This window comes from Pseudomonas sp. SWI7 (assembly GCF_006351945.1).
GTDB lineage: Bacteria > Pseudomonadota > Gammaproteobacteria > Pseudomonadales > Pseudomonadaceae > Aquipseudomonas > Aquipseudomonas fulva.
In genome coordinates, this window is the sequence record NZ_CP040930.1 from 1,910,365 (window position 1) to 1,931,608 (window position 21,244).

Sequence of the window (21,244 nt, forward strand, 5' to 3'; positions counted from 1 at the left end):
GGGTTGGCAACATGAACATATTTCATGAAAACCGGGCACACCCCTAAAAACCGTGCAGCTTTGTTATGATTCAGCACTTTCTGATTTCCGCCCGACCAGGTAGTTCATATGTCCGACCGCAGCGCTCGTCTTCACGCACTTCAACAAGCACTTAAAGAGCGCATCCTGATTCTCGATGGCGGCATGGGCACTATGATCCAGAGCTACCGGTTGGAGGAAGCCGACTATCGTGGCACGCGCTTCGCCGATTGGCCAAGCGACGTCAAAGGCAACAATGACCTGCTGCTGCTCAGCCGCCCCGATATCATCGCCGCCATCGAGATGGCCTACCTGGACGCGGGCGCCGATATCCTCGAGACCAACACCTTCAATGCCACCCAGATCTCCCAGGCCGACTATGGCATGGAATCGCTGGTGTATGAATTGAACGTGCAAGGCGCGCGCATCGCCCGCCAAGTGGCCGATGCCAAGACGCTGGAAACCCCTGACAAACCGCGCTTCGTGGCGGGCGTGCTCGGCCCGACCAGCCGGACCTGCTCGATCTCCCCCGATGTGAACGACCCCGGCTATCGCAACGTCACGTTCGACGCGCTGGTGGAAAACTACATCGAGGCTACCCGCGGGCTGATCGAGGGTGGTGCCGACCTGATCCTGATCGAAACCATCTTCGACACTCTCAATGCCAAGGCCGCTATCTTCGCCGTGCAGCAGGTGTTCGAAGATGATGGCATCGAGCTGCCGATCATGATTTCCGGCACCATCACCGATGCCTCCGGCCGCACGCTGTCCGGACAGACCACCGAAGCCTTCTGGAACTCGGTCCGGCATGCCAAGCCGATATCCGTGGGCCTGAACTGCGCATTGGGCGCCAAGGACTTGCGTCCTTACCTGGAAGAGTTGTCGAGCAAGGCCGACACCCACGTTTCGGCACACCCCAATGCGGGCTTGCCCAATGCGTTCGGTGAGTACGACGAAACCCCGGCGGAAATGGCGGCAGTGGTCGAGGAGTTCGCCGCCAGTGGCTTCCTGAACATCATTGGCGGTTGCTGCGGCACCACCCCTGGGCACATCCAGGCCATCGCCGAGGCGGTGGCCAAGTACCCACCACGGCCAATCCCGGAGATCGCCAAGGCATGCCGCCTCTCGGGCTTGGAGCCCTTTACCATCGATCGCCAGTCGTTGTTCGTCAACGTCGGTGAGCGCACCAATATCACCGGCTCGGCCAGGTTCGCGCGACTGATTCGCGAGGAAAACTACACCGAGGCCCTGGAAGTGGCGCTGCAACAAGTAGAGGCTGGCGCCCAGGTCATCGACATCAACATGGACGAAGGGATGCTCGACTCCCAGGCGGCCATGGTCCGTTTCCTCAACCTGATCGCCGGTGAGCCGGATATCTCGCGCGTGCCGATCATGATCGACTCTTCGAAGTGGGAGGTGATCGAGGCCGGCCTCAAGTGCATCCAGGGCAAAGGCATCGTCAACTCCATTTCCATGAAGGAAGGCGTTGAGCAGTTCAAGCACCACGCCCGCTTGTGCAAGCGCTATGGCGCCGCCGTGGTGGTCATGGCCTTCGACGAAGTCGGCCAGGCCGATACCGCCGCACGCAAGCAGGAAATCTGCAAGCGCAGCTACGACATCCTGGTCAACGAGGTTGGCTTCCCTGCCGAGGACATCATCTTCGACCCGAACATCTTCGCTGTCGCCACCGGCATCGAGGAACACAACAACTATGCAGTCGACTTCATCGAGGCCTGCGCCTATATCCGCGACCACCTGCCCCACGCCCTGACCTCGGGCGGGGTGTCCAACGTGTCGTTCTCGTTCCGGGGCAACAACCCGGTGCGCGAGGCGATTCACTCGGTGTTCCTGTACCACGCCATCGCCAACGGCCTGACCATGGGCATCGTCAATGCCGGTCAATTGGAAATCTACGACGAGATCCCGGCGCAGTTGCGGGAAAAGGTTGAAGATGTAGTACTCAACCGCACGCCCCAGGGCACCGATGCGCTGCTGGCCATTGCCGACGACTACAAGGGCGGCGGTGCCACGCGGGAAGTCGAGAACGAGCAATGGCGCTCGCTGCCGGTGGAAAAGCGCCTGGAGCATGCGCTGGTCAAAGGCATCACGGCGTTCATCGTCGAGGACACCGAGGCGTGCCGCCAGCAATGTGCACGGCCGATCGAGGTCATCGAAGGCCCCTTGATGAACGGCATGAACGTGGTCGGCGACCTGTTCGGCGCAGGCAAGATGTTCCTGCCCCAGGTGGTCAAGTCGGCCCGGGTGATGAAGCAGGCCGTTGCGCACCTGATCCCGTTCATCGAGGCCGAGAAAGGTGACAAGCCCGAGGCCAAGGGCAAGATTCTAATGGCGACGGTCAAGGGAGATGTGCACGACATCGGCAAGAACATCGTCGGCGTGGTGCTGGGCTGCAACGGCTACGACATCGTTGACCTGGGGGTGATGGTGCCCGCCGAGAAGATCCTGCAGACGGCACGTGACGAGAAATGCGACATCATCGGCCTGTCGGGCCTGATCACACCGTCGCTGGACGAGATGGTGCATGTGGCGCGCGAGATGCAGCGCCAGGGCTTCGAGCTGCCGTTGATGATTGGCGGCGCTACCACTTCCAAGGCTCACACGGCCGTGAAGATCGAGCCCAAGTACAGCAATGACGCCGTGATCTACGTGACCGATGCGTCCCGCGCCGTGGGTGTGGCGACTCAATTGTTGTCCAAGGAGCTCAAGTCAGGTTTCGTCGAACGCACACGCCAGGACTACGAAGAGGTACGCGCGCGCACGGCCAACCGCAGCGCCCGGACCGAGCGTCTCACCTATGCCCAGGCAGTGGCAGCCAAACCCCAGTACGACTGGGCCGGCTACCAGCCAGCGGTACCCTCTTTCATGGGTACCAAGGTCCTGCATGACATCGACCTGCGCACCCTGGCCCAATATATCGACTGGACGCCGTTCTTCATTTCCTGGGACCTGGCAGGCAAGTTCCCGCGAATTCTCACTGACGAAGTCGTTGGCGAGGCGGCGACCGCCCTGTACGCGGACGCCCGCGAGATGCTCGACAAACTCATCGACGAAAAACTCATCAGTGCTCGCGCGGTGTTTGGCTTCTGGCCTGCCAACCAAGTGGCCGATGACGACATCGAGGTGTACGGTGAAGACGGCGCTGCGCTGGCGACCTTGCACCACCTGCGCCAGCAGACCATCAAGCCCGACGGCAAGCCCAACTGGTCGCTGGCCGACTTCGTGGCGCCCAAGGCCAGCGGTGTGACCGACTACGTCGGCGGGTTCATCACCACGGCGGGTATCGGTGCCGAAGAAGTCGCCAAGGCCTATCAGGACAAAGGCGACGACTACAGCTCGATCATGGTCAAGGCCCTGGCCGATCGCCTGGCCGAGGCCTGCGCCGAATGGCTGCATGAGCAGGTGCGCAAAGACTACTGGGGGTATGCCCGGGAGGAGCAGCTGGACAACGAGGCGCTGATCAAGGAGCAGTACCGTGGCATCCGTCCGGCGCCGGGCTACCCGGCCTGCCCCGACCACACTGAGAAAGAGACCCTGTTCCGCCTGCTCGACGGCAGTGCCATCGGCGAAACGGGCCCCAGTGGCGTCTTCCTGACCGAGCATTACGCGATGTTCCCGGCCGCGGCTGTCAGCGGCTGGTACTTCGCCCACCCGCAGGCGCAGTACTTTGCGGTGGGCAAGGTCGACAAGGATCAGATCGAGAGCTACAGCACCCGCAAAGGTCAACCCGTGAGTGTCAGCGAGCGTTGGCTGGCGCCGAACCTGGGGTATGACAGCTAAGGCTTAACTGGGTCCGTCCAGCTGTTCCCGAGAGGGGCAGCTGGAAATACGGCGCGTGGGTGCCACTGCGCCGTGTAATCGGTAGGCAGGATTACGGGTGAGTGCCCCAATACACCGCCGTGATGACGACCAGCGCGACCAGGCACAGGATTGCCCAGGTATCGACGCTATGGCCGGGCTTGCGCAACTTCGTTGGGTTGGTCATGGCATTGCCTCTTCTAGTGATTATGGGAATGCACCGCACAATCGGCAGTTAAGACCAGCAAAGACCTTTGCTCAAGCAGGGTTTCTCAGTATTCGACCGGTGACGTGAGAAACGGATACTGATAGCCAGCCGTACGCCCTATGGCGCTGTACGCTTTGAAGTCCACGCCGTAGTCGGCCAGCTCCAGTCGTTTGAGCCATTGCCCGGCCTTGGCCTGGTCGATGCTCTGCAACACAGGCAGGCTGTAGTCGCGCAGGCCATCGCGGCCAAACGGCAGGCCGTGGGCATCGTCATTGAGCATGACCATGGCCCAGCCCCCAAGGCTGAAATGCCCGCCCATCAGGACACTCAAGCGTCCGTCCAGACGCGCACGCAATGCCTCACCCGAGCTGTTCACCGCACTGAACATCACATCCTTGCCTGGCTTGAGCCCCGCCTCCTCGAACGCCTGCATGGCCCCAAAGGCCATCTCGTCATTGGCCGACCATACAAGCCGTGTTTGCGGGTAACGTTCGAGCAGAAACCGCGCCTGCTCGTAGGCGCGCTGCCGGCTCCACCCGCCGTATACCACCTGGCGCAAGCGCACCTGGGGGAAGTCGGCCAAGGCGCGGCGCATGCCGTCTTCCCGGCGCTGCGAGGCAGGCGTAGTTTTCACGCCTGAAAACGCGACCAGATCCACTGGACCGCTTGCGGCAGGCAATTGCGCGATCATCTCGCGCAACATCTGGAACCCGGCTTGTTCGTCATTGGTGGTCAGAGACCCCAACGGCTGAGCGAATTTGTCAGGCCGGGCGCTCACAGCCCGTGCCTGGCTGGGCGTCAAGCCGTTGTTGACCAACAGCAGCTTGACCCCCGCCCCTTGCGAGAGGCGCATGATCTCGGGGGCGATGTACTGTTCGTTCACCAGTACCAGGTAATCTGGTCGCCTGGGCCCATCGAGGGCAGCCCGGGCCTGACTCAGGGCGAGATCGGTCCGGCGCTCGCCATATTCCACACGCAAGTCCATGCCCAGTTCATCGGCAGCGGACTGCATGAATCGGCTGTAGCTGGCCCAGAACGTCTCGCCCGGCGAGCCCGGGTTGAGGAAAACCACCGACACCGGCTGCGCACCTGCGGTCAATGGCAGGGCGAAGCACAGGCACAGGCAGTGGCACAGGGCCTTGAGCATAGGCTGAGGTCTCTGAAGCAAACCCAGGATTATACCCACCGGGTCAGGACAAGCGCATAAATGGCAGTCAGTCTCACATAGTTCGTTTGGTTCTTTTCATATGCAAAAACATCACTTTTGCGCATAAATACAACCTGCTATGGTGCCCCGGCTCCGAACCGGAGTGCGCGGCCGTGCGCGCGAATAGCTGCATGCCTGAGACAGGACTTTTATGTACGTATATGACGAATACGATCAGCGGATCATCGAGGACCGCGTCAAGCAGTTCCGTGATCAGACCCGCCGTTACTTGGCCGGTGAGCTGAGCGAGGAAGAATTCCGCCCGCTGCGCCTGCAGAACGGCCTATACATTCAGCGATTCGCGCCGATGCTGCGTGTCGCCGTTCCTTATGGCCAACTCAATGCCCGACAGGTGCGTACCCTGGCCAAGATCGCCCGCGATTACGACAAGGGCTATGCGCACATTTCCACCCGCCAGAACGTTCAGTTCAACTGGCCGGCCCTGGAAGACATTCCCGACATCCTGGCCGAGTTGGCGACCGTGCAGATGCACGCCATCCAGACCAGCGGCAACTGCCTGCGCAACACCACCACCGATCAGTTCGCAGGCGTCGCCGCCGATGAAGTCATCGACCCGCGCCCCTGGTGCGAGATCGTCCGTCAGTGGACCACGTTCCACCCGGAATTCGCCTTCTTGCCGCGCAAATTCAAGATCGCCATCAACGGTTCGAAACAGGACCGCGCCGCCATCGAAGTGCACGACATCGGTCTTGAGCCGGTGCGCAACGACGCTGGCGAGCTGGGCTTCCGCGTTTTGGTCGGAGGCGGGCTGGGTCGCACGCCGGTGGTCGGTTCGTTCATCAATGAATTCCTGCCCTGGCAGGACCTGATCAGCTACCTGGACGCCATCCTGCGCGTCTACAACCGCTACGGTCGCCGGGACAACAAGTACAAGGCGCGGATCAAGATCCTGGTCAAGGCCCTGACACCTGAAGTCTTCGCCGAAAAGGTCGAGGCCGAAATGGTCCACCTGCGTGGCGGCAGCAGCACGCTGACCGAGGCGGAAGTGCAGCGCGTGTCGCGTCACTTCGTCGACCCCCAATACCTGGCGCTGGACGATGTCGACTACAGCGCCCTGGACAGCGAACACCCAGGCTTCGCGCGCTGGCGCTCACGCAACACCCGTGCCCACAAGCGCCCTGGTTACGTGGCCGTGACCCTGTCGCTCAAGCCCACCGGCGTTGCTCCAGGTGACCTCACCGACAAGCAGCTCGACGCCGTGGCCGACCTGGCAGAACGCTACAGCTTCGGCTTCCTGCGCACCTCCCACGAGCAGAACATCATCCTGGCCGACGTGGAGCAACGCCAGCTGCATGCCCTGTGGCTGGAGCTGCGCGAGAGCGGATTCGCCACCCCGAATATCGGCCTGCTGACCGATATCATCTGCTGCCCAGGCGGTGACTACTGCTCCCTGGCCAACGCCAAATCGATCCCCATCGCCGAATCCATCCAGCGCCGTTTCGACGACCTGGACTACCTGTTCGACATCGGTGAGATCGACCTGAACATCTCCGGGTGCATGAACGCGTGCGGGCACCACCACGTGGGTCATATCGGCATTCTGGGCGTGGACAAGAAGGGCGAAGAGTTCTACCAGGTATCGCTGGGCGGTAACGCCGCGCGCGACGCCAGCCTCGGCAAGATCCTGGGCCCCTCGTTCGCCCAGGACGACATGGCTGATGTGATCGAGAAGCTGATCGCCGTCTACGTCGAACAACGCACCGAAGAAGAGCGTTTCATCGACACGTACCAACGCATCGGCATCGACCCCTTCAAGGAACGCGTGTATGCAGCGAATCATTAAGCACAACCAGATCGTCGACGAAACCTGGCACCTGCTGCCCAAGGAAACCTCGTTCGACGAACTGACCAACTGCGACGACTACATCGTGCCCTTGCAGATGTGGCGCGACCATGCCCATGCCCTGAAAGCCCGCGACGGTGGTCTGGGCATCTGGCTGGACAGCGATCAGGAGGCCGAGGAAATTGGCGAGGACGTCCAGCACTTCCAGGTCATCGCCCTGAACTTCCCTGCCTTCACGGACGGGCGCAGCTACTCCAATGCCCGCCTGCTGCGCGACCGCTACGGCTACAAGGGTGAGTTGCGCGCCATTGGTGACGTGCTGCGCGACCAGCTGTTCTTCATGGCCCGCTGTGGGTTCGATGCATTCGCCATCCGCGCCGACAAGGACCCTGAAGACGCCCTGCAGGGCCTGAAGGACTTCTCGGTCACCTATCAGGGTGCCACGGACCAGCCGCTGCCCTTGTTCCGCCGGCGCTGAGCCATTTGTTCGTCACGACCGTGCACCAGACACGGTTGTGGCGGGCAGTGCCCAAACCCGATCACACCGGGTCTGCGTACACATCGACATTGTTGTCGCCGACGCAATTGTGAAGTCTGCCCGGTGATGATTCTCGCTTTGCCCCTGGCACGCTACGCTTTTCGGACACATTCATGCCGAGGAGTCGAGCAATGTCCCGTCCACCCCTGCCACCCTTCACCCGCGCCAGCGCCATCGAGAAAGTCCGCCTGGCCGAAGACGGCTGGAACAGCCGCGATGCTGCCAAGGTGTCGCTGGCCTATACCCCTGATACCGTGTGGCGCAATCGCGCCGAGTTTCCCCGCGGGCGAGCCGAGGTTGAGGCTTTCCTGACCCGCAAATGGAATCGCGAGCTTGAATACCGACTGATCAAGGAGCTTTGGGCCTTCACCGACAACCGTATTGCCGTGCGCTATGCCTACGAGTACCGTGACGACAGCGGGCAATGGCACCGGGCCTATGGCAACGAGAACTGGGAGTTCGCCCCGGACGGGCTGATGCACTATCGGCACGCGAGCATCAACGAGCACCCTATCGCAGAAAGCGAGCGCAAGTTCCATTGGCCGCTAGGTCGACGGCCTGACGACCATCCTGGCCTGAGCCAGTTGGGGCTCTGAACCAAGGCCAGGCGCACGGAGGCGCGACGACGCCTGCAAGCGGTGTACAGTATTGGCACAACAACACCGCCAAGGAGCCCGCCCCATGACCGTGACGCTGTCACCGCTGCATATCGATTGCGACTTCGATTCTGGCAACATCGAAGTCATCGACGCCAGCAATCCTGCCCAGGTCCGCCTCGCCATCCGGCCGGATACCCACAGTGGCCACTACCAGTGGTTTCACTTTCGCGCCAGCGGACTGACGCCTGGGCAGAACCATCGGTTCAGCCTCGACAACGCCGCTGGCTCTTCCTACAAGAACGCCTGGAGTGGCTACAACGCCGTGGCCTCCTACGACCAGCAGACCTGGTTTCGGGTGCCGAGCCAATTCGATGGCAGTGCACTGAGCTTCGAGATCACGGCGCAGCAAGCGCAGGTCTGGTTCGCCTACTTCGAGCCCTATCCCCGTGCACGCCACAATCAATTGATCGAACGGGCGCTCGCCCTCCCGGGCTTCACATTGCTGGCCAGCGGTCGCAGCGTCCAGGGTCGCGATATTCCATTACTGCGCGCAGGCGACGGCGCGGCGGGCAAGCGCAAAGTGTGGTTCATCGCCCAACAGCATCCCGGTGAGCACATGGCCGAATGGTTCATGGAGGGGCTGATCGACCGCGTGCAAGCGGGTGACGCCACTGTCCAGCAACTGCTGGAGCGCGCTGATCTGTACCTGATTCCCAACATGAACCCTGATGGTGCCTTCCTGGGCCATTTGCGCACCAATTACGCCGGCAAGGACCTGAACCGCGCCTGGCAGGACGCCAATGTCGAGCTCACTCCGGAAGTGTTCTTTGCCCAGGCGCAGATGAAGCAGCATGGCGTGGACGCCTTCATCGACGTGCACGGGGATGAAGAAATCCCCCATGTGTTCACTGCCGCATGCGAGGGCAACCCAGGTTACACCGCCCGCCTCGCCCACCTGGAGGAAACCTTTCGCAGCACACTGATGAACCTGACGGCAGACTTCCAGACCACCCACGGGTACACCCGCGACGCGCCTGGCCAGGCCAACACGACATTGGCATGCAATGCCGTGGGGATGGCTCACGACTGCTTGTCGCTGACCCTGGAGATGCCTTTCAAGGACCACGACGATGCCCCCGACCCGCACACGGGCTGGTCAGGCCTGCGCTCCAAGGCGTTGGCGAGCGCCGTATTGGATACGCTCGCCGCGATGGTAGACGACCTGCGCTGAGCCTGCCTTGTCCCTCAGAACTGTACGTCCAGTACGACGCTGTCCGAGTAGCTGGCCGCCGGCGGCGTAGGCTGATCGGTATAGACCCGGGCGCTGTAGTTGAATACCTGGCTGCCAGTGCCAGTGCCAACGCCTGGGTTGACGTCGGCGTCGGCACTGGCCCGCCTGGCGCTGCCGGTAGCGCCCCAGCGAACGGTACCTGCGCCTTTGTAGATGTCGTACGCCAGGTAGTTGTTGGCGGCCGACTTCATGCGCCGCCGTCCGCTCAGCACGTTCTGCCCATCACTGAGCCCGACACTGTAGGCACTGCCTTTGGTGCAGGAGACGCTCAGGCTCTGGCTGACCGTTGCGAAGGCGCTGACCACAGGCGCAGACCCGAAGTTGATATTCGGCGTAACGATCTGGCAATCATTGGTCACCGTCAGGCTGACGGTCAGGTACTGGGTGCCTGATCCGGTATCCCTCCCGATGCACAACCCGCCCAGCGAAAGCCCTTCGCAATAGTTCCAGGTCCAATCCAGCCGGAGGGTTTCCTGATAGAGACCTGCCGCCACGTTACTCCCGATCTGGGTACGAAGGTACAACGGCACAGTCTTGGGCGTACCGTTGAGCAAACCCAGCAGATCGAGGATGCCCGTGCGTCCATATTCGAAAGCAACTCCTCGGCTGATGGGGAAGTTGGTGGTGGCGTCGGCGTAGAGCGTGTACGGGATGACATCTCCCGTGGGGCCTAGCAGTCCACCCGTGGTCGGCTGTACCGTCAGCTTGAATGAGTCAGTGTTGCTGAGCACGCTCAACACCGTGCCATTGCACTGCAGGCCGGCGTTGGTTGTGGACGCCGTCTGCACGGCTGTGCGTACCTGCGTCGAATTGAGGGCACCGAACAAGGCTGGCGCGGTGGCCACCGACGCGCATTTGGCCTGGGCAGGCTCTGCGCAGAATACTAGAAACCCTGCGCAGAGCCATGCCTGGTGACGGTTCACTTGCACACCAACGGCCCGATTAACGGGATCGAACCTGTGCTTTCTGGCATGACGAAATCGACCTCACACTGCCCTCCCCCCGCCAGTTCGACCTGCACGCGATTAGTGGGCTGTAAATTTTCCAGGTAGACCAGCCCGTCCCAGCCCACCACGGCTTGCGCGCCGCTTTGCACGTGCCTGACGCGGCTCCCCAGGCCCAGCGGTCGCTGATCGCCATCCACCAGTTCCAGGCTGGCTGCTCGCACCTGCTTGAGTTCGAAGTCGAGAAGGTAACCGCTGCCGCGGCGCACGGCAACGCGCTGCTCCACCTGCGGTGCCAGAATGTCAGGCGGCAAATCCATCGGGTCTATTTCATATTTGCCCCGGTAGTAGGCACTGCTATAGGGCACAAGCAGGTGCCCACGTTTGTCGGTGCGGCCTACCGGCTGGTTTTCGTAGCGCACGGGCACATCAGCGTAACCGGAGGTGCTGACCACGACGAACGCATCATCGATGCGGTTGGCCGCGAACAGGCCGGCGTCCATCCACACGATCGAGCCGCTGGCATCGGCCCAACGGGTCATTTCTCCACTGCTGCCGTAGACACCCGCCTGCAGCTGGACCGATTGCAGGCGCCAGGTGGCATCGGCCTGGCGGTAAGCCCTGCGATCGCTGCCGGTGGCATACCCGAGGTTGTAGCCCACCCCGGTGCCCACTGGAACGGCCCGGCTGTAATTGACCCGCTGTTGGTGCTGGCCCTCTTTGGTGCGTTCGATGCCCAAGGCCAGGGTGCCGGTCATGTCGAACGGAATCACCAGCTGCGCCTGCATCGCCCACTGGCGATCACCGACCTCTCGGTTAGCAGAAAGGTAAACGCTGCTGTTGCCCCATAGCGGTCTGCTGTAACTGAGGTTGATCAAACGCGTGCGGGTGCCGTCCCCTGCACGCACATCAAAATAACCTGCGCCTAGATTCCCGTACTGGTTGAGGTTCAGACTCAGCGTCACCTGCTCACTGCTCCTGCTAAGTTGCATGTCGCGCCGATCGATGCGCGTCAGGTCGGCGTAATCGCCATGGCGTTGCAGGCGCTGGTAGCTGAACCCCAGGCGTTGACTGTTGTATTGATAACCCAGGGCGGTTTGCTGACCTTGGCTACCTTCGAAACGGCTTTGAGCAAGCGCAGCATTGAGCACCCCGAACTGCCCTAAGCGCACGTTCGCCCCCAGGCCGCCGAGCATCAGGGACTCGGCCGTTTGCGCATGGGCCTCCAGCGTGAAGGTGTCGCTCAGACCGTGGCGCAGGCTGGCCGAAGCCACGCCTGGGCCGTAACCGAAGTCGCGCACCCCGTAGTCTCGCCTGAGGCTGCCGGCTGCCACCGCGTAGTCAGTCAGACCTTTTTGCAACAGGTTGCTGGTCACGTAGAACGGCAGGGTCGTGGAGACTTGCCGGCCCAGGGTGTCGGTGGTCACCACCACTGCCTCGCCAGCACCGTTGATGAAAGGGACGTTGGTCAGGGTGTAGGGGCCGGCTTGCAATTCGGTGGTGCTGGTTCGATAACCATTGATGAAAAGCTCAAGGGACGTTGGCACGGCCGCTTCGCCTGCAAAGGCGGGCAACGGGTAGGTCACAAGATCTGGCCGGGCGGCAAAGTCCCTGGACAGCTGCAGCCCACCCACGCGCACCGAGCTGCTCCAGGGCAAGGCGGCAGTGATCAGGTCGCCGGCCTCGAAGGTCAGCAACCGTTGCTCGTCGGTGAAGCGCCAGGTGGTGTCGTAACGCAGGAACCCATCCCCCGTGCCACTGCGTGTCACACCGTTGAACGAATGCCGCCACTGGCCCGTGCTGGAGACGGTGCCCCAACTGTCGAACACGCGCAGCTCATTCCAGGCGGCGAGGTAGGTGCCGCTGTCGTCGGTATCGTTCAGGTACAGGTCATAATTGAACACGGCACCGAAGCTGCTGCGCGCATCGGTAGGCGGGTAAAGCGTGCGCTCACCGACTTGCTGATCCGGCAACCAGCCTGGGGCACATCCAGCAGCAGTTGCTGGTTCTGGCTGTTATATTCGGCATGCATCCCCGCAACGGCGTCCAGCGCCACGTCGCCCGAGGGGTCGCCGGGCAGCGCAAGGCCTGCTGCACGCAGCACCTCACTGTCTATGTAAAGGCGCCCGGCTCTTTGTTGCACCGGCACCAATTCAGCCTTAGGCATCTGGTTCACCGTGAGGTCCAGGTACAAGGTGGCATCGGCAACCGCCGACAGCTCCGTGGGGGGCGGCGGCAGGTCGTCCGCCAGCACCAGGGTTGAGCCGGCCAGGGCCAGCCCCAGAAACCCCAGGCGCTTCGTCGCGAACCTCTTCACGCATCGGTCCTGACCATTGTCGGGCCCTCCCTGGCCCCGTGACTTGCCTCTGACTTACCGGCCCTGGCTGATGACGGTCGCCTCACCCTGGCCGTTGACCCGCCCCTTGAGTACCCCCCCGGCACCCACGGTCAGCGGCGCCGGCCAGCGCATGCTGGCCCCAGGCAATACATAGCCCAGCAGTCCTTCTGCAACAGGCTTGGCCTGGTTGCCTTGCTGCACCACCACATCGGTCAGGCGTGCATGCACAGGGCCAGTGTTTCGCAACTCGATATACGGCTTGCCCTGAACCATGACCGGCTGCCAGGTCAGCTGCGGCTTGCCTACCCCCTGCTCGTTGCGCTCACCGTTCGGGTCCGGGCGACCCCAGAGGCCCTCCCCGTAAACGAATAGCGGCACCGAGTAGCGCATTTGCAGGCGAATCGCGGCCGTGGTGCCGGCCTCGGCCTTGTCCACTGGCACTGCTGGCGGAATCTCATCGATGATGATGCGGTAGGCCTGTTCCTGGCCGGCGGGTGCCGCACCGGTGCGGGTCAGGCGAATGAGTTGCTTCTGACCGGGTGCGACAGTGGCCACCGGAGGGCTACCGATGATTTCACGTTGCGCGCTGAACTGCTCCTCGAAGCGGCCCTGACGCCAGGCAAACACCCGCACTTGAAGGCTTGCCGCCACTGTGCCGCGATTCTCCAGCCACAGCGCCCCAGCCTTCTGCCCCGCTTCCAATACAGGGTCGATGGGCCAGATCAGTACGGACGTGGCGGCCAACGCCGGCTGGCCACCCACGCTGCACAGCAGTAACAAGGCCCGGATCCATTTGCTGCGTGCTCTCATGTAGCCCTCCCTGGGACGGTATGTTGGCGAATCGACCGGTCACCAGGTCAATGTCACCTGGACTACGTCGGTATAGGTGCCGGCAGGCACCGTTCCGGGTAGTTGAAGCCTTCCGTAGACAGGCAACCTTACAGCTGCAGGGTCGGCATAACTCACGTTCACGTTCTGCCCAATGCCGATGCCCTGCGCCAATGCAGCATCCTGGTACAACTGGTAGGGCACTACCTGCGTGCCTCCCGTACGCTTGAGGTTTCGCATGCCTGCGTTGGCGTTCTGGCCAGCATCCAGGCTCATGCTCAACACGACCCCAGGCGTGCATTGCAGCGACACGCTCGAACCGCCCAATGCCGTACTCAACACGGCCGTGGACAAGGCCGACTGCGTACCGTAGTTCAGGGTGCCGTACTGCGTGGCGCCCCCTGTGACCAGACAACCGGCGACAACCTGCGCGTTCACCGCAAAGGTACTGGTGGTGGCTGCACCCAGCGGGCCAGCCAGCATCAGCAGACAGCCGGCAACGCTCCCTGTACGCCAGACGCGCATGTCTCAGAACGTCAGCTCGACGGCGACGGTGTCGGTATAGACACCCGCAGGCAACCCGGCCTTGCCACGCGCTTGCCCATAGAGATTGACGGTTTGCGCTACCCCGGTGCTGGTCGGCAATGTGATCGTGCCGTCGATGGCCAGCAACTGCGTACGCCCCGCATCGGTATAGAAGTCATAGGGAACGAAATTGCCGGCGCCGTCTGCCAGAGCACGGGTGCCACCGGTGGACTGGCCATCGTGGGCGCCTGCGCGTACCCGAATGGCGGGCACCGTGCCCGCGGAACACAGCACGCTCAGTGCCCCGCCGCTGCCGCCGAGTACCTGCGCGTTGGCCGTACCGAACAAGGCATCCTGAGTACCGAAGTTGAGGCTGCCGAAATTCAGGCCTGAGGTGCCAGAACTGCCGTTGACCTGACAAGCTGCAATCAGGGTCAGTGTCGAGTTGATGGTACCTGTGACGGTGGCTGCCGGCGCTTGGGAAGCCAGCGCCATGCCCAGCCCGGCGAGGATACAGCGTGAGAGGTGGGTTCGCATCGATATCTCCTTGATGGGTTACCAGTCCAGGGTCACTCTGAGGGTGTCGCGATAAAGGCCAGCGGGTAGCGCACGAGGCTGTGCGACCAGCACGCCGTAAATGGGAATAGGCATTTGCCGAGTGCTGTTGATGACAAAGGGCCGAGCCTGGCCGACCGGGTAGTGGCTGCGGCCCGCTGGATCGACAGCCAGTTGGTACGGGATCAGTTCGCGCCCATTGCTCAGGCGACGTATTCCGTCATCGCCGTTCATGCCAGCGTTGATACTCACCTTGAATGCACGCACCTCAGGCGTACAACTAATCTGCAAGCGGCCTTGGGTGCCAACGTCATCTACCCGGCTGCGAACAGGTTCTTCCCAGTTGGGGCCGCGGGCACCGAAATCCATCAATCCAGGGTTGGCCAGTGTCGCAGGTTGCGTTTCATCACTACTGATCTGGCAAGCAGCACTGATGATCAGTTGCGCCTGGATGAAGCCGGTGGTGGTGCCATGCGCCGCGCCGCCCGGTATGAGCAACGGGCCGAGCGTCAGCAGCAGCATTGATGATCGGTTCACAGCTTCACATCCTTGTGCATGGGTTTACCTACCAGGTGACCGTCACTTTGAGCAGGTCGGTATACCGCCCTGTCTCAGGGGCCCAGGCCAGCTTGTCCAGCCTCGCGTACAACGGCAGGTCGACCTGGCCGCTGCCAGGGACCCGCGATGACTGTGGCTCATCGACCATCAACGGCTGGCGTCCGGCGGCATCCCGGTACAGCCGGTAGGGAATGGGTCTGGCACCGGAGCCTGAGATAGCCAGGAACCGCACGGCCCCGCTCCCACCATGCTGGCCGGCGTCCACACGTACCTGGTAAGGCGTGTCCGGATTACACGCCAGGCGGGGTACAGAGGGCCCCAACAGCGTCCCACTTCGAGGGGCCTGCGGCCCATCCAATCGTGACACTGCGCCAAAGTCGATGCGCCCGAGTGCTTGTGCACCCGCCTCCCGGGCAGGGTTGACGAGCATGCAACCGCGCTCTACCAACACCCTCACTTCGACCAGAAAATCTGCCGCCAGAGCAGTGCCCAGCGGCAGCAGGCCCAAGAGCGCGGCAAACGCGTGCTTGTTCACGTCAGCGTCCCTGTCATTCACACTGTTTTCAAGATTAGCAGCGGGCTTACCCTCAAACCGTTCGACACGCCTGTTTTTTGGTATTAGCAAAAAAGCACTAACGGCTGTGGCAATACCTGAAAGTGCTTGGCAGCTTACATGCGAGATGCGTTTTGACCGCCAAAGCAAGGCAGGCCTAGCGATATTCTGATAGGGTGTATCGCCACCATCCTGCCCCAGACCCATGCGGCATGCAGGTCCCAAACGACAGGAGCGTTTTCTTCGATGACTACCGACCAAACACTTGCCCAGGCGATCGAACGCTGCGCTCAGGAGCCCATTCAAGTGCCGGGTAGCATCCAGCCTCACGGGTTTGTCCTGGTGCTCGATCCCGAGCATCTGCACATCCTGCAGGTCAGTGAAAACATCGTGCAGTGGCTGGGCAGGCCTGCCGAAACATTGCTCGGTTGCAGCTTCGACGAGATCGTCCAGGCTGGCTTCGACATGCGCCAGCACCTGGCGCGGCTGCCCAAAGACGAAGCCTTTCCATTCCATATCGGTGATGTGCGCTTGCACGACAGGGCACCTTACCGAGAGGAGCTTCATCTGCTGGCACACAGGCATGACGGTGTGCTGATCGTCGAGCTCGAGCCACCCAGAGTCCCCGAGGACCTGACTGCCCAGGGTGATTACTACCCGTTGGTGCGCGCCTTCGTCAGCAGCCTGCACCTAGCGGGTAGCCTGGAGGAATTGCTGCAGCAGACCGTGGTTCAGCTCAAGCGTGTGACCGGCTTCGGACGGGTCAAGGCCTATCGCTTCGACGCCCATGGCAACGGTGAGGTCCTGGCCGAGGTTGCCGACCCGGGTTATCCCAGCTTCCTGGGCCTGTGCTTCCCTGCCTCGGATATACCGCGTCAGGCGCGTGAGCTCTATCGGGTCAACCGCATCCGCGTCATCGAAGATGCCAATTATCAGTCGTCACCCTTGTTACCGCCGCTCAACCCAGTCACTGGCAACCCGCTGGACATGAGCTTCACAAGCCTGCGTAGCGTATCGCCCGTGCACCTGCAATACATGCGCAACATGGATACGCTGGCATCGATGTCCTTGTCCATCGTGGTGGATGGCCAGCTGTGGGGGCTCATTTCGTGCCATCATGCACAACCCAGACCAGTGGCTCTGCGCACGCGTACCGCCTGCGAGCTGCTGGCCAGCGTACTGTCGTTGCAGATCGAATCCCGTGAAGCCCACGCCAGCACCCGTCAGTTACTGGAACTTCGCCAGTACATCGTGCGGATGATTTCGTCCATGGCCGACCATGACAGTGTCAGCGAAGGCCTGCGCGCCTTGCCCGATGTACTCATGGCCTTTGCAGGCGCCCAAGGCGCTGCGATCATTTCAGCCGAGTACTGCGAGCGGGTCGGCATCACCCCGCCAGAGGCGCAGGTCAACGCGCTGGTACATTGGCTGGCCCGCCAAGGTGAGGATGTATTCCAGACGGATAATGTACGCCGTGACGTCAGCGAGCTGCCCGAACTGGCCGAGCATGCCGGCGGCGTGCTGGCAGTGGCCATCTCTAAAATTCACTCGCACTACCTGCTGTGGTTCCGGCCTGAGCAGGTGCGCACCGTCCAATGGGCTGGGCAGCCCACCAAGGAAGTCGCACCGCTAGGCAACCTCGCACCTCGCCATAGTTTCGAACGCTGGCAGGAGCAACTGCATGGCTATTGCGCACCGTGGGACCCGCTGGTCATCGATGGCGTCATGGAGTTGCGTACTGCGGTCTTGGGTATCGTGCTGCGCAAGGCTGAAGAGCTGGCGCAGATGGCCAACGAATTGCGCCGCTCCAACAAGGAGCTCGAGGCCTTCTCGTACAGTGTTTCCCACGACCTGCGTGCGCCCCTGCGCCACATCGCGGGCTATACGGAGTTGCTCGGCGAAATGGAAGGCGCCGGTCTGAGTGAACGTGGCAAGCGGTTCTTGCAACACATCGGCGAGGCTGCTCATTTTGCCGGCAACCTGGTCGACAATTTGCTACATTTCTCGCAAATGGGTCGCTCTGCCCTGCGGATGTCGGACGTGGACCTCAACGCGCTGGTCGAAGCCATTCGCGCCGAACTGGCACCCGACTACGCCGGGCGTGAGATCATCTGGGACGTCGCGCAGCTGCCCCGCGCCTACGGTGACCCGGCATTCATCAACCTGGCATTGAACAACCTGGTGGCCAACGCCATCAAATACACCCGTGGACGTACACCTGCCCGTATCGAGATCACCGCAGTGCAGCATCCAACCGAGACCGAGGTCTGTGTCCGGGATAATGGCGTGGGCTTCGACATGGCCTATGCCAACAAGCTGTTCGGCGTCTTCCAGCGTTTGCATCGCATGGAGGATTTCGAAGGTACGGGCATCGGCCTGGCCAGTGTTCGCCGCATCATTGAAAGGCACGATGGCCGTGTCTGGGCCGAAGGCCAGATCGACAAAGGCGCCAGTTTTCATTTCACATTACCGCGCCCATCCGCGACGCACTGAGGCACCGCACTTACCATGCTAAAACCCATCCTGCTGGTCGAGGACAACCCTCGAGACCTGGAGCTGACGCTCCTGGCCCTGGAACGTAGCCAGTTGGCCAACGAAGTCATCGTGCTGCGTGACGGCGCAGATGCCCTGGATTACCTGTTGCGCCGCGAGGCCTACGCTGACCGCGACGACGGCAACCCTGCCGTGATCTTGCTCGACCTCAAGCTGCCGAAAGTCGATGGGCTGGAAGTACTCAAGGCGCTGCGTGCCTCCCCGGAGCTGCGCAGTATTCCGACCGTGATGCTGACTTCGTCCCGCGAAGAACCCGACCTGCTGCGCGCGTACGAACTGGGCGTCAACGCCTACGTGGTCAAACCCGTCGAGTTCAAGGAATTCGTTGCCGCCATTTCCGACCTGGGCATCTTTTGGGCAGTACTCAACGAGCCACCACCCGGCTCGTTGCGCTTGAACCGTCGCGGCAACTGAGGCCTGCACCACGATGCAGTCTACCCCGCTGAACCTACTGATGGTCGAAGACAGCTCGATGGACGCCGAGCTCACCCTGATGCGCCTCGAGCGTAGCGGGCTGCGCATCCAGTCTCACCTGGTCTTCGATCACAACGGCGTCGAGCATGCCCTTCGCGAAGGGCGCTATGACCTGATTCTGTGTGATTGCGTACTGCCGGGCTCATCGGGCACCGAAGTGCTTTCGATCGCCCAGCGCCTGGCCCCTGATGTGCCCTTCATTTTCCTCTCCGGTATCTACGGAGAGGAACATGCGGTAGAGATGATCCGCCTGGGCGCCACCGATTACGTGCTCAAGAAAAACCTGCCGCTGCTGCCCAAAGCCGTGCGCCGTGCTCTCACCGAGGTGCAGGAGCGCCAGCGCAGACGCCGTGCCGAGGAGGCCTTGGCTGAGGTAGAAGCCCGCGCGCGCATCGCTATCACCGCTGCGGGCATGGGGACCTGGGACTTGAGACCTCAGGAGGGGTTGCTGGCGTGGGATGAACGCTGCAAGGCGTTGTTTGGCCTGCCGCTGGACACCGAGATGAGCCTGGAGGTGTTCTACGCTGGCATCTATCCAGACGACGTCGAGATGGTTCGCAAAGCTGTCAACCTGGCCATGCTTCCGGACAGTGGCGGCAACTATCGCATGGAATTTCGCATCGTGCCGCCCGATGGCCAGGAGCCCCGGTGGGTGCTGAGCAGTGGCCAGAGCCAGTTCGTCGACGGCAAGTGCGTACGTTTTTCAGGCGTTCTTCAGGATGTTCACACCCAGCGCGTGGCCACTCAGGCATTGCGCCAACTCAATGAAATGCTCGGCGAGCGTGTCGAGCGACGTACCCGTGAGCGCGATCGTGCCTGGGAGCTCTCCCAGGACCTGCTGGCCGTGCTCAACCACGACTTGACACCGGTGGCGCTCAACCCGGCCTGGGAAGCCAGCCTGGGCCTTTCGCGGGAACGCCTGAGCCAGTCTTCGTTGCTGCACCTGTTGCCGGAGCCGGATCAGGAACTGCTGCTGACCGAACTGGCGTCGCTGGCCCATGGACGCACCAGTGCCCGTTTCGTGGGCCGGATTCTCCACGCAGGCGGCCAGCAGCGCTGGCTGTCATGGGTCGTGGTACCCGAAGACACCCTGCTCTACGTAGTCGCGCGGGACATTACCAGCGAACGTGAAACTGCAATGGGCTTGGCTGAAGCCAACGCCCGTCTGCGTGAACAAATCAGCGAGCGTGAGCGTATCGAGGCCGCCCTGCAACAGATGCAGCGTCTGGAGGCGGTGGGCCAGCTTACCGCGGGCGTGGCCCACGACTTCAACAACTTGCTGACCGTGATCCTGACCGGGGCGAGCTTTCTGGAGCGCGACCTGGTAAAGGCCGATGTCGAGAAGGCACGAACCCGGCTTACCCATATCAGGGAAGCGGGTGAACGCGGAGCCAAGCTGACCTCGCAGTTGCTGGCATTTTCCAGGCGCCAACGGCTCGAACCCGTGCCGCTGAACCTGAATCGCACGCTTGATGGCCTCGAAGAACTGCTACGCCGCACCCTGGGCGGCAATGTCTCCGTACGCCTGGATCTGGACAAATCGCTCTGGCAGGCGCTTACAGACCCGACCCAGACCGAGATGATCATCCTGAACCTTGCGATCAACGCCCGCGATGCCATGCCGGAGGGTGGGCAATTGACCCTGTCCACGCGCAATACGCGCATTGACGACTTGCCACGCCGCCCGGAAGATCCGGACCCCGGCGAGTACGTCATGATGAGCATCCGTGACACGGGGTGCGGCATGAGCGAAGAGGTACTGGCCAAGGTCTTTGAACCGTTCTTCACCACCAAGGATATCGGCAAGGGCTCTGGCCTGGGCCTGGCGCAGGTCTTCGGGTTTGCCAAGCAGTCGGGCGGCGGTGTGCGCATTGATACCGCACCGGGCAGCGGTACCGAAGTGGCCGTCTATTTGCCTGCGGTGAAGGACCAGGTCGCGAGCGAACCGGAACCGCTGCCATTGACCCATACCATCACCGAAAGCGGTTACAACCGTAACGTGCTGCTGGTGGATGACGACCATCTGGTGCGCGACATGCTGGGCGATGTCCTGCGCCAATATGGGTATCAGGTTCGCCAGGCACACAGTGGGGAGCAGGCACTGGCACTGCTGGACGATGATATCGACTTGCTTCTTACCGATTTCGCCATGCCTGAGTTCAATGGCGCTCAGCTGGCCATGGCGGCGAGAGAGCGCTACCCCAAGCTGCGCGTGGTGTTCCTGACGGGTTATGCAGAGCTCCAAGGGCTGGACCTGCCCGACAGCCTGGTCATTCAAAAGCCAGTACAAGCTGACGAACTCGCCAGGGCACTGAACGAGATGCTGGGTACAGCGACCTGACGCAGAGCACCATGGTCCGCCCCGCGCGGCTTTTGAGAGGAGGCGCATGACACGATGCGCCTCTCGATCAAAGGCCACCCGCCAAAAAATCCCG

Annotated in this window: 15 protein-coding genes and 1 pseudogene; 8 read left to right on the forward strand and 8 right to left on the reverse strand. The window is 62.1% G+C overall.

Annotation, left to right across the window (positions count from 1 at the left end; translation table 11 throughout):
• Positions 1–108: 108 nt before the first annotated feature.
• Positions 109–3,816, forward strand: coding sequence for a methionine synthase (metH, locus tag FH041_RS08625; protein ID WP_027914642.1), 3,708 nt, complete (start codon positions 109–111; stop codon positions 3,814–3,816).
• 290 nt (positions 3,817–4,106) lie between these two features.
• On the opposite strand, the gene FH041_RS08630 is transcribed toward metH, so the two are convergent.
• Positions 4,107–5,189: an ABC transporter substrate-binding protein gene (locus FH041_RS08630; protein ID WP_028686955.1), complete on the reverse strand. Its 1,083-nt coding sequence runs from the start codon at positions 5,187–5,189 to the stop codon at positions 4,107–4,109.
• Between the two features lie 211 nt (positions 5,190–5,400).
• On the opposite strand from FH041_RS08630, the gene FH041_RS08635 reads away from it, so the two are divergent.
• From FH041_RS08635 to FH041_RS08650, 4 genes are all read left to right on the forward strand, one after another.
• Complete coding sequence (locus FH041_RS08635; RefSeq protein ID WP_027914640.1) at positions 5,401–7,053, forward strand: nitrite/sulfite reductase; 1,653 nt, start codon at positions 5,401–5,403, stop codon at positions 7,051–7,053.
• Positions 7,037–7,531, forward strand: coding sequence for a DUF934 domain-containing protein (locus FH041_RS08640; RefSeq protein ID WP_027914639.1), 495 nt, complete (start codon positions 7,037–7,039; stop codon positions 7,529–7,531). Before FH041_RS08635 ends, FH041_RS08640 begins: the two co-directional genes overlap by 17 nt.
• A 191-nt stretch (positions 7,532–7,722) precedes the next feature.
• On the forward strand, positions 7,723–8,187 hold the full coding sequence (locus tag FH041_RS08645) for a nuclear transport factor 2 family protein (protein WP_028686954.1): 465 nt from the start codon (positions 7,723–7,725) through the stop codon (positions 8,185–8,187).
• Between the two features lie 85 nt (positions 8,188–8,272).
• A complete protein-coding gene (locus tag FH041_RS08650) occupies positions 8,273–9,421 on the forward strand; it encodes a M14-type cytosolic carboxypeptidase (protein ID WP_028686953.1) in 1,149 nt (382 codons plus the stop codon).
• Positions 9,422–9,435: 14 nt separating this feature from the next.
• Here the strand turns inward: FH041_RS08650 and FH041_RS08655 are convergent, their stop codons facing one another.
• The 7 genes and pseudogenes from FH041_RS08655 to FH041_RS08685 form a co-directional block, all read right to left on the reverse strand.
• On the reverse strand, positions 9,436–10,404 hold the full coding sequence (locus FH041_RS08655) for a spore coat U domain-containing protein (RefSeq protein WP_027914636.1): 969 nt from the start codon (positions 10,402–10,404) through the stop codon (positions 9,436–9,438).
• A pseudogene (locus tag FH041_RS08660) lies at positions 10,401–12,697 on the reverse strand (fimbria/pilus outer membrane usher protein). Before FH041_RS08660 ends, FH041_RS08655 begins: the two are co-directional and overlap by 4 nt.
• Before the next feature lie 99 nt (positions 12,698–12,796).
• Positions 12,797–13,573: a molecular chaperone gene (locus FH041_RS08665; RefSeq protein ID WP_104926065.1), complete on the reverse strand. Its 777-nt coding sequence runs from the start codon at positions 13,571–13,573 to the stop codon at positions 12,797–12,799.
• Positions 13,574–13,612: 39 nt separating this feature from the next.
• On the reverse strand, positions 13,613–14,116 hold the full coding sequence (locus FH041_RS08670; RefSeq protein WP_049696184.1) for a spore coat U domain-containing protein: 504 nt from the start codon (positions 14,114–14,116) through the stop codon (positions 13,613–13,615).
• Between the two features lie 3 nt (positions 14,117–14,119).
• The gene (locus tag FH041_RS08675; RefSeq protein WP_023536078.1) at positions 14,120–14,653 is read right to left on the reverse strand and encodes a spore coat U domain-containing protein; all 534 of its coding nucleotides are present in this window, start codon (positions 14,651–14,653) and stop codon (positions 14,120–14,122) included.
• A gap of 18 nt (positions 14,654–14,671) precedes the next feature.
• Positions 14,672–15,208: a spore coat U domain-containing protein gene (locus FH041_RS08680; protein ID WP_027914632.1), complete on the reverse strand. Its 537-nt coding sequence runs from the start codon at positions 15,206–15,208 to the stop codon at positions 14,672–14,674.
• Between the two features lie 28 nt (positions 15,209–15,236).
• On the reverse strand, positions 15,237–15,764 hold the full coding sequence (locus tag FH041_RS08685; RefSeq protein WP_257225424.1) for a spore coat U domain-containing protein: 528 nt from the start codon (positions 15,762–15,764) through the stop codon (positions 15,237–15,239).
• 264 nt (positions 15,765–16,028) lie between these two features.
• Between FH041_RS08685 and FH041_RS08690 the strand changes: the two genes are divergently transcribed.
• Genes FH041_RS08690 through FH041_RS08700 form a run of 3 tightly spaced genes read left to right on the forward strand, consistent with a single transcriptional unit; the run spans position 16,029 to position 21,150 of the window.
• The gene (locus FH041_RS08690; RefSeq protein ID WP_028686948.1) at positions 16,029–18,275 is read left to right on the forward strand and encodes an ATP-binding protein; all 2,247 of its coding nucleotides are present in this window, start codon (positions 16,029–16,031) and stop codon (positions 18,273–18,275) included.
• 15 nt (positions 18,276–18,290) lie between these two features.
• Positions 18,291–18,749, forward strand: a complete 459-nt coding sequence (locus FH041_RS08695) for a response regulator (protein ID WP_027914629.1) — start codon at positions 18,291–18,293, stop codon at positions 18,747–18,749.
• Between the two features lie 13 nt (positions 18,750–18,762).
• Positions 18,763–21,150, forward strand: a complete 2,388-nt coding sequence (locus FH041_RS08700) for a hybrid sensor histidine kinase/response regulator (RefSeq protein ID WP_027914628.1) — start codon at positions 18,763–18,765, stop codon at positions 21,148–21,150.
• The last annotated feature ends 94 nt before the right edge of the window (positions 21,151–21,244 follow it).

Coding starts and splice junctions, on each gene's coding strand:
- metH (WP_027914642.1), top strand. CDS start 109: ATGTCCGACCGCAGCGCTCGTCTTCACGCACTTCAACAAGCACTTAAA.
- FH041_RS08630 (WP_028686955.1), bottom strand. CDS start 5,189: ATGCTCAAGGCCCTGTGCCACTGCCTGTGCCTGTGCTTCGCCCTGCCA.
- FH041_RS08635 (WP_027914640.1), top strand. CDS start 5,401: ATGTACGTATATGACGAATACGATCAGCGGATCATCGAGGACCGCGTC.
- FH041_RS08640 (WP_027914639.1), top strand. CDS start 7,037: ATGCAGCGAATCATTAAGCACAACCAGATCGTCGACGAAACCTGGCAC.
- FH041_RS08645 (WP_028686954.1), top strand. CDS start 7,723: ATGTCCCGTCCACCCCTGCCACCCTTCACCCGCGCCAGCGCCATCGAG.
- FH041_RS08650 (WP_028686953.1), top strand. CDS start 8,273: ATGACCGTGACGCTGTCACCGCTGCATATCGATTGCGACTTCGATTCT.
- FH041_RS08665 (WP_104926065.1), bottom strand. CDS start 13,573: ATGAGAGCACGCAGCAAATGGATCCGGGCCTTGTTACTGCTGTGCAGC.
- FH041_RS08670 (WP_049696184.1), bottom strand. CDS start 14,116: ATGCGCGTCTGGCGTACAGGGAGCGTTGCCGGCTGTCTGCTGATGCTG.
- FH041_RS08675 (WP_023536078.1), bottom strand. CDS start 14,653: ATGCGAACCCACCTCTCACGCTGTATCCTCGCCGGGCTGGGCATGGCG.
- FH041_RS08690 (WP_028686948.1), top strand. CDS start 16,029: ATGACTACCGACCAAACACTTGCCCAGGCGATCGAACGCTGCGCTCAG.
- FH041_RS08695 (WP_027914629.1), top strand. CDS start 18,291: ATGCTAAAACCCATCCTGCTGGTCGAGGACAACCCTCGAGACCTGGAG.
- FH041_RS08700 (WP_027914628.1), top strand. CDS start 18,763: ATGCAGTCTACCCCGCTGAACCTACTGATGGTCGAAGACAGCTCGATG.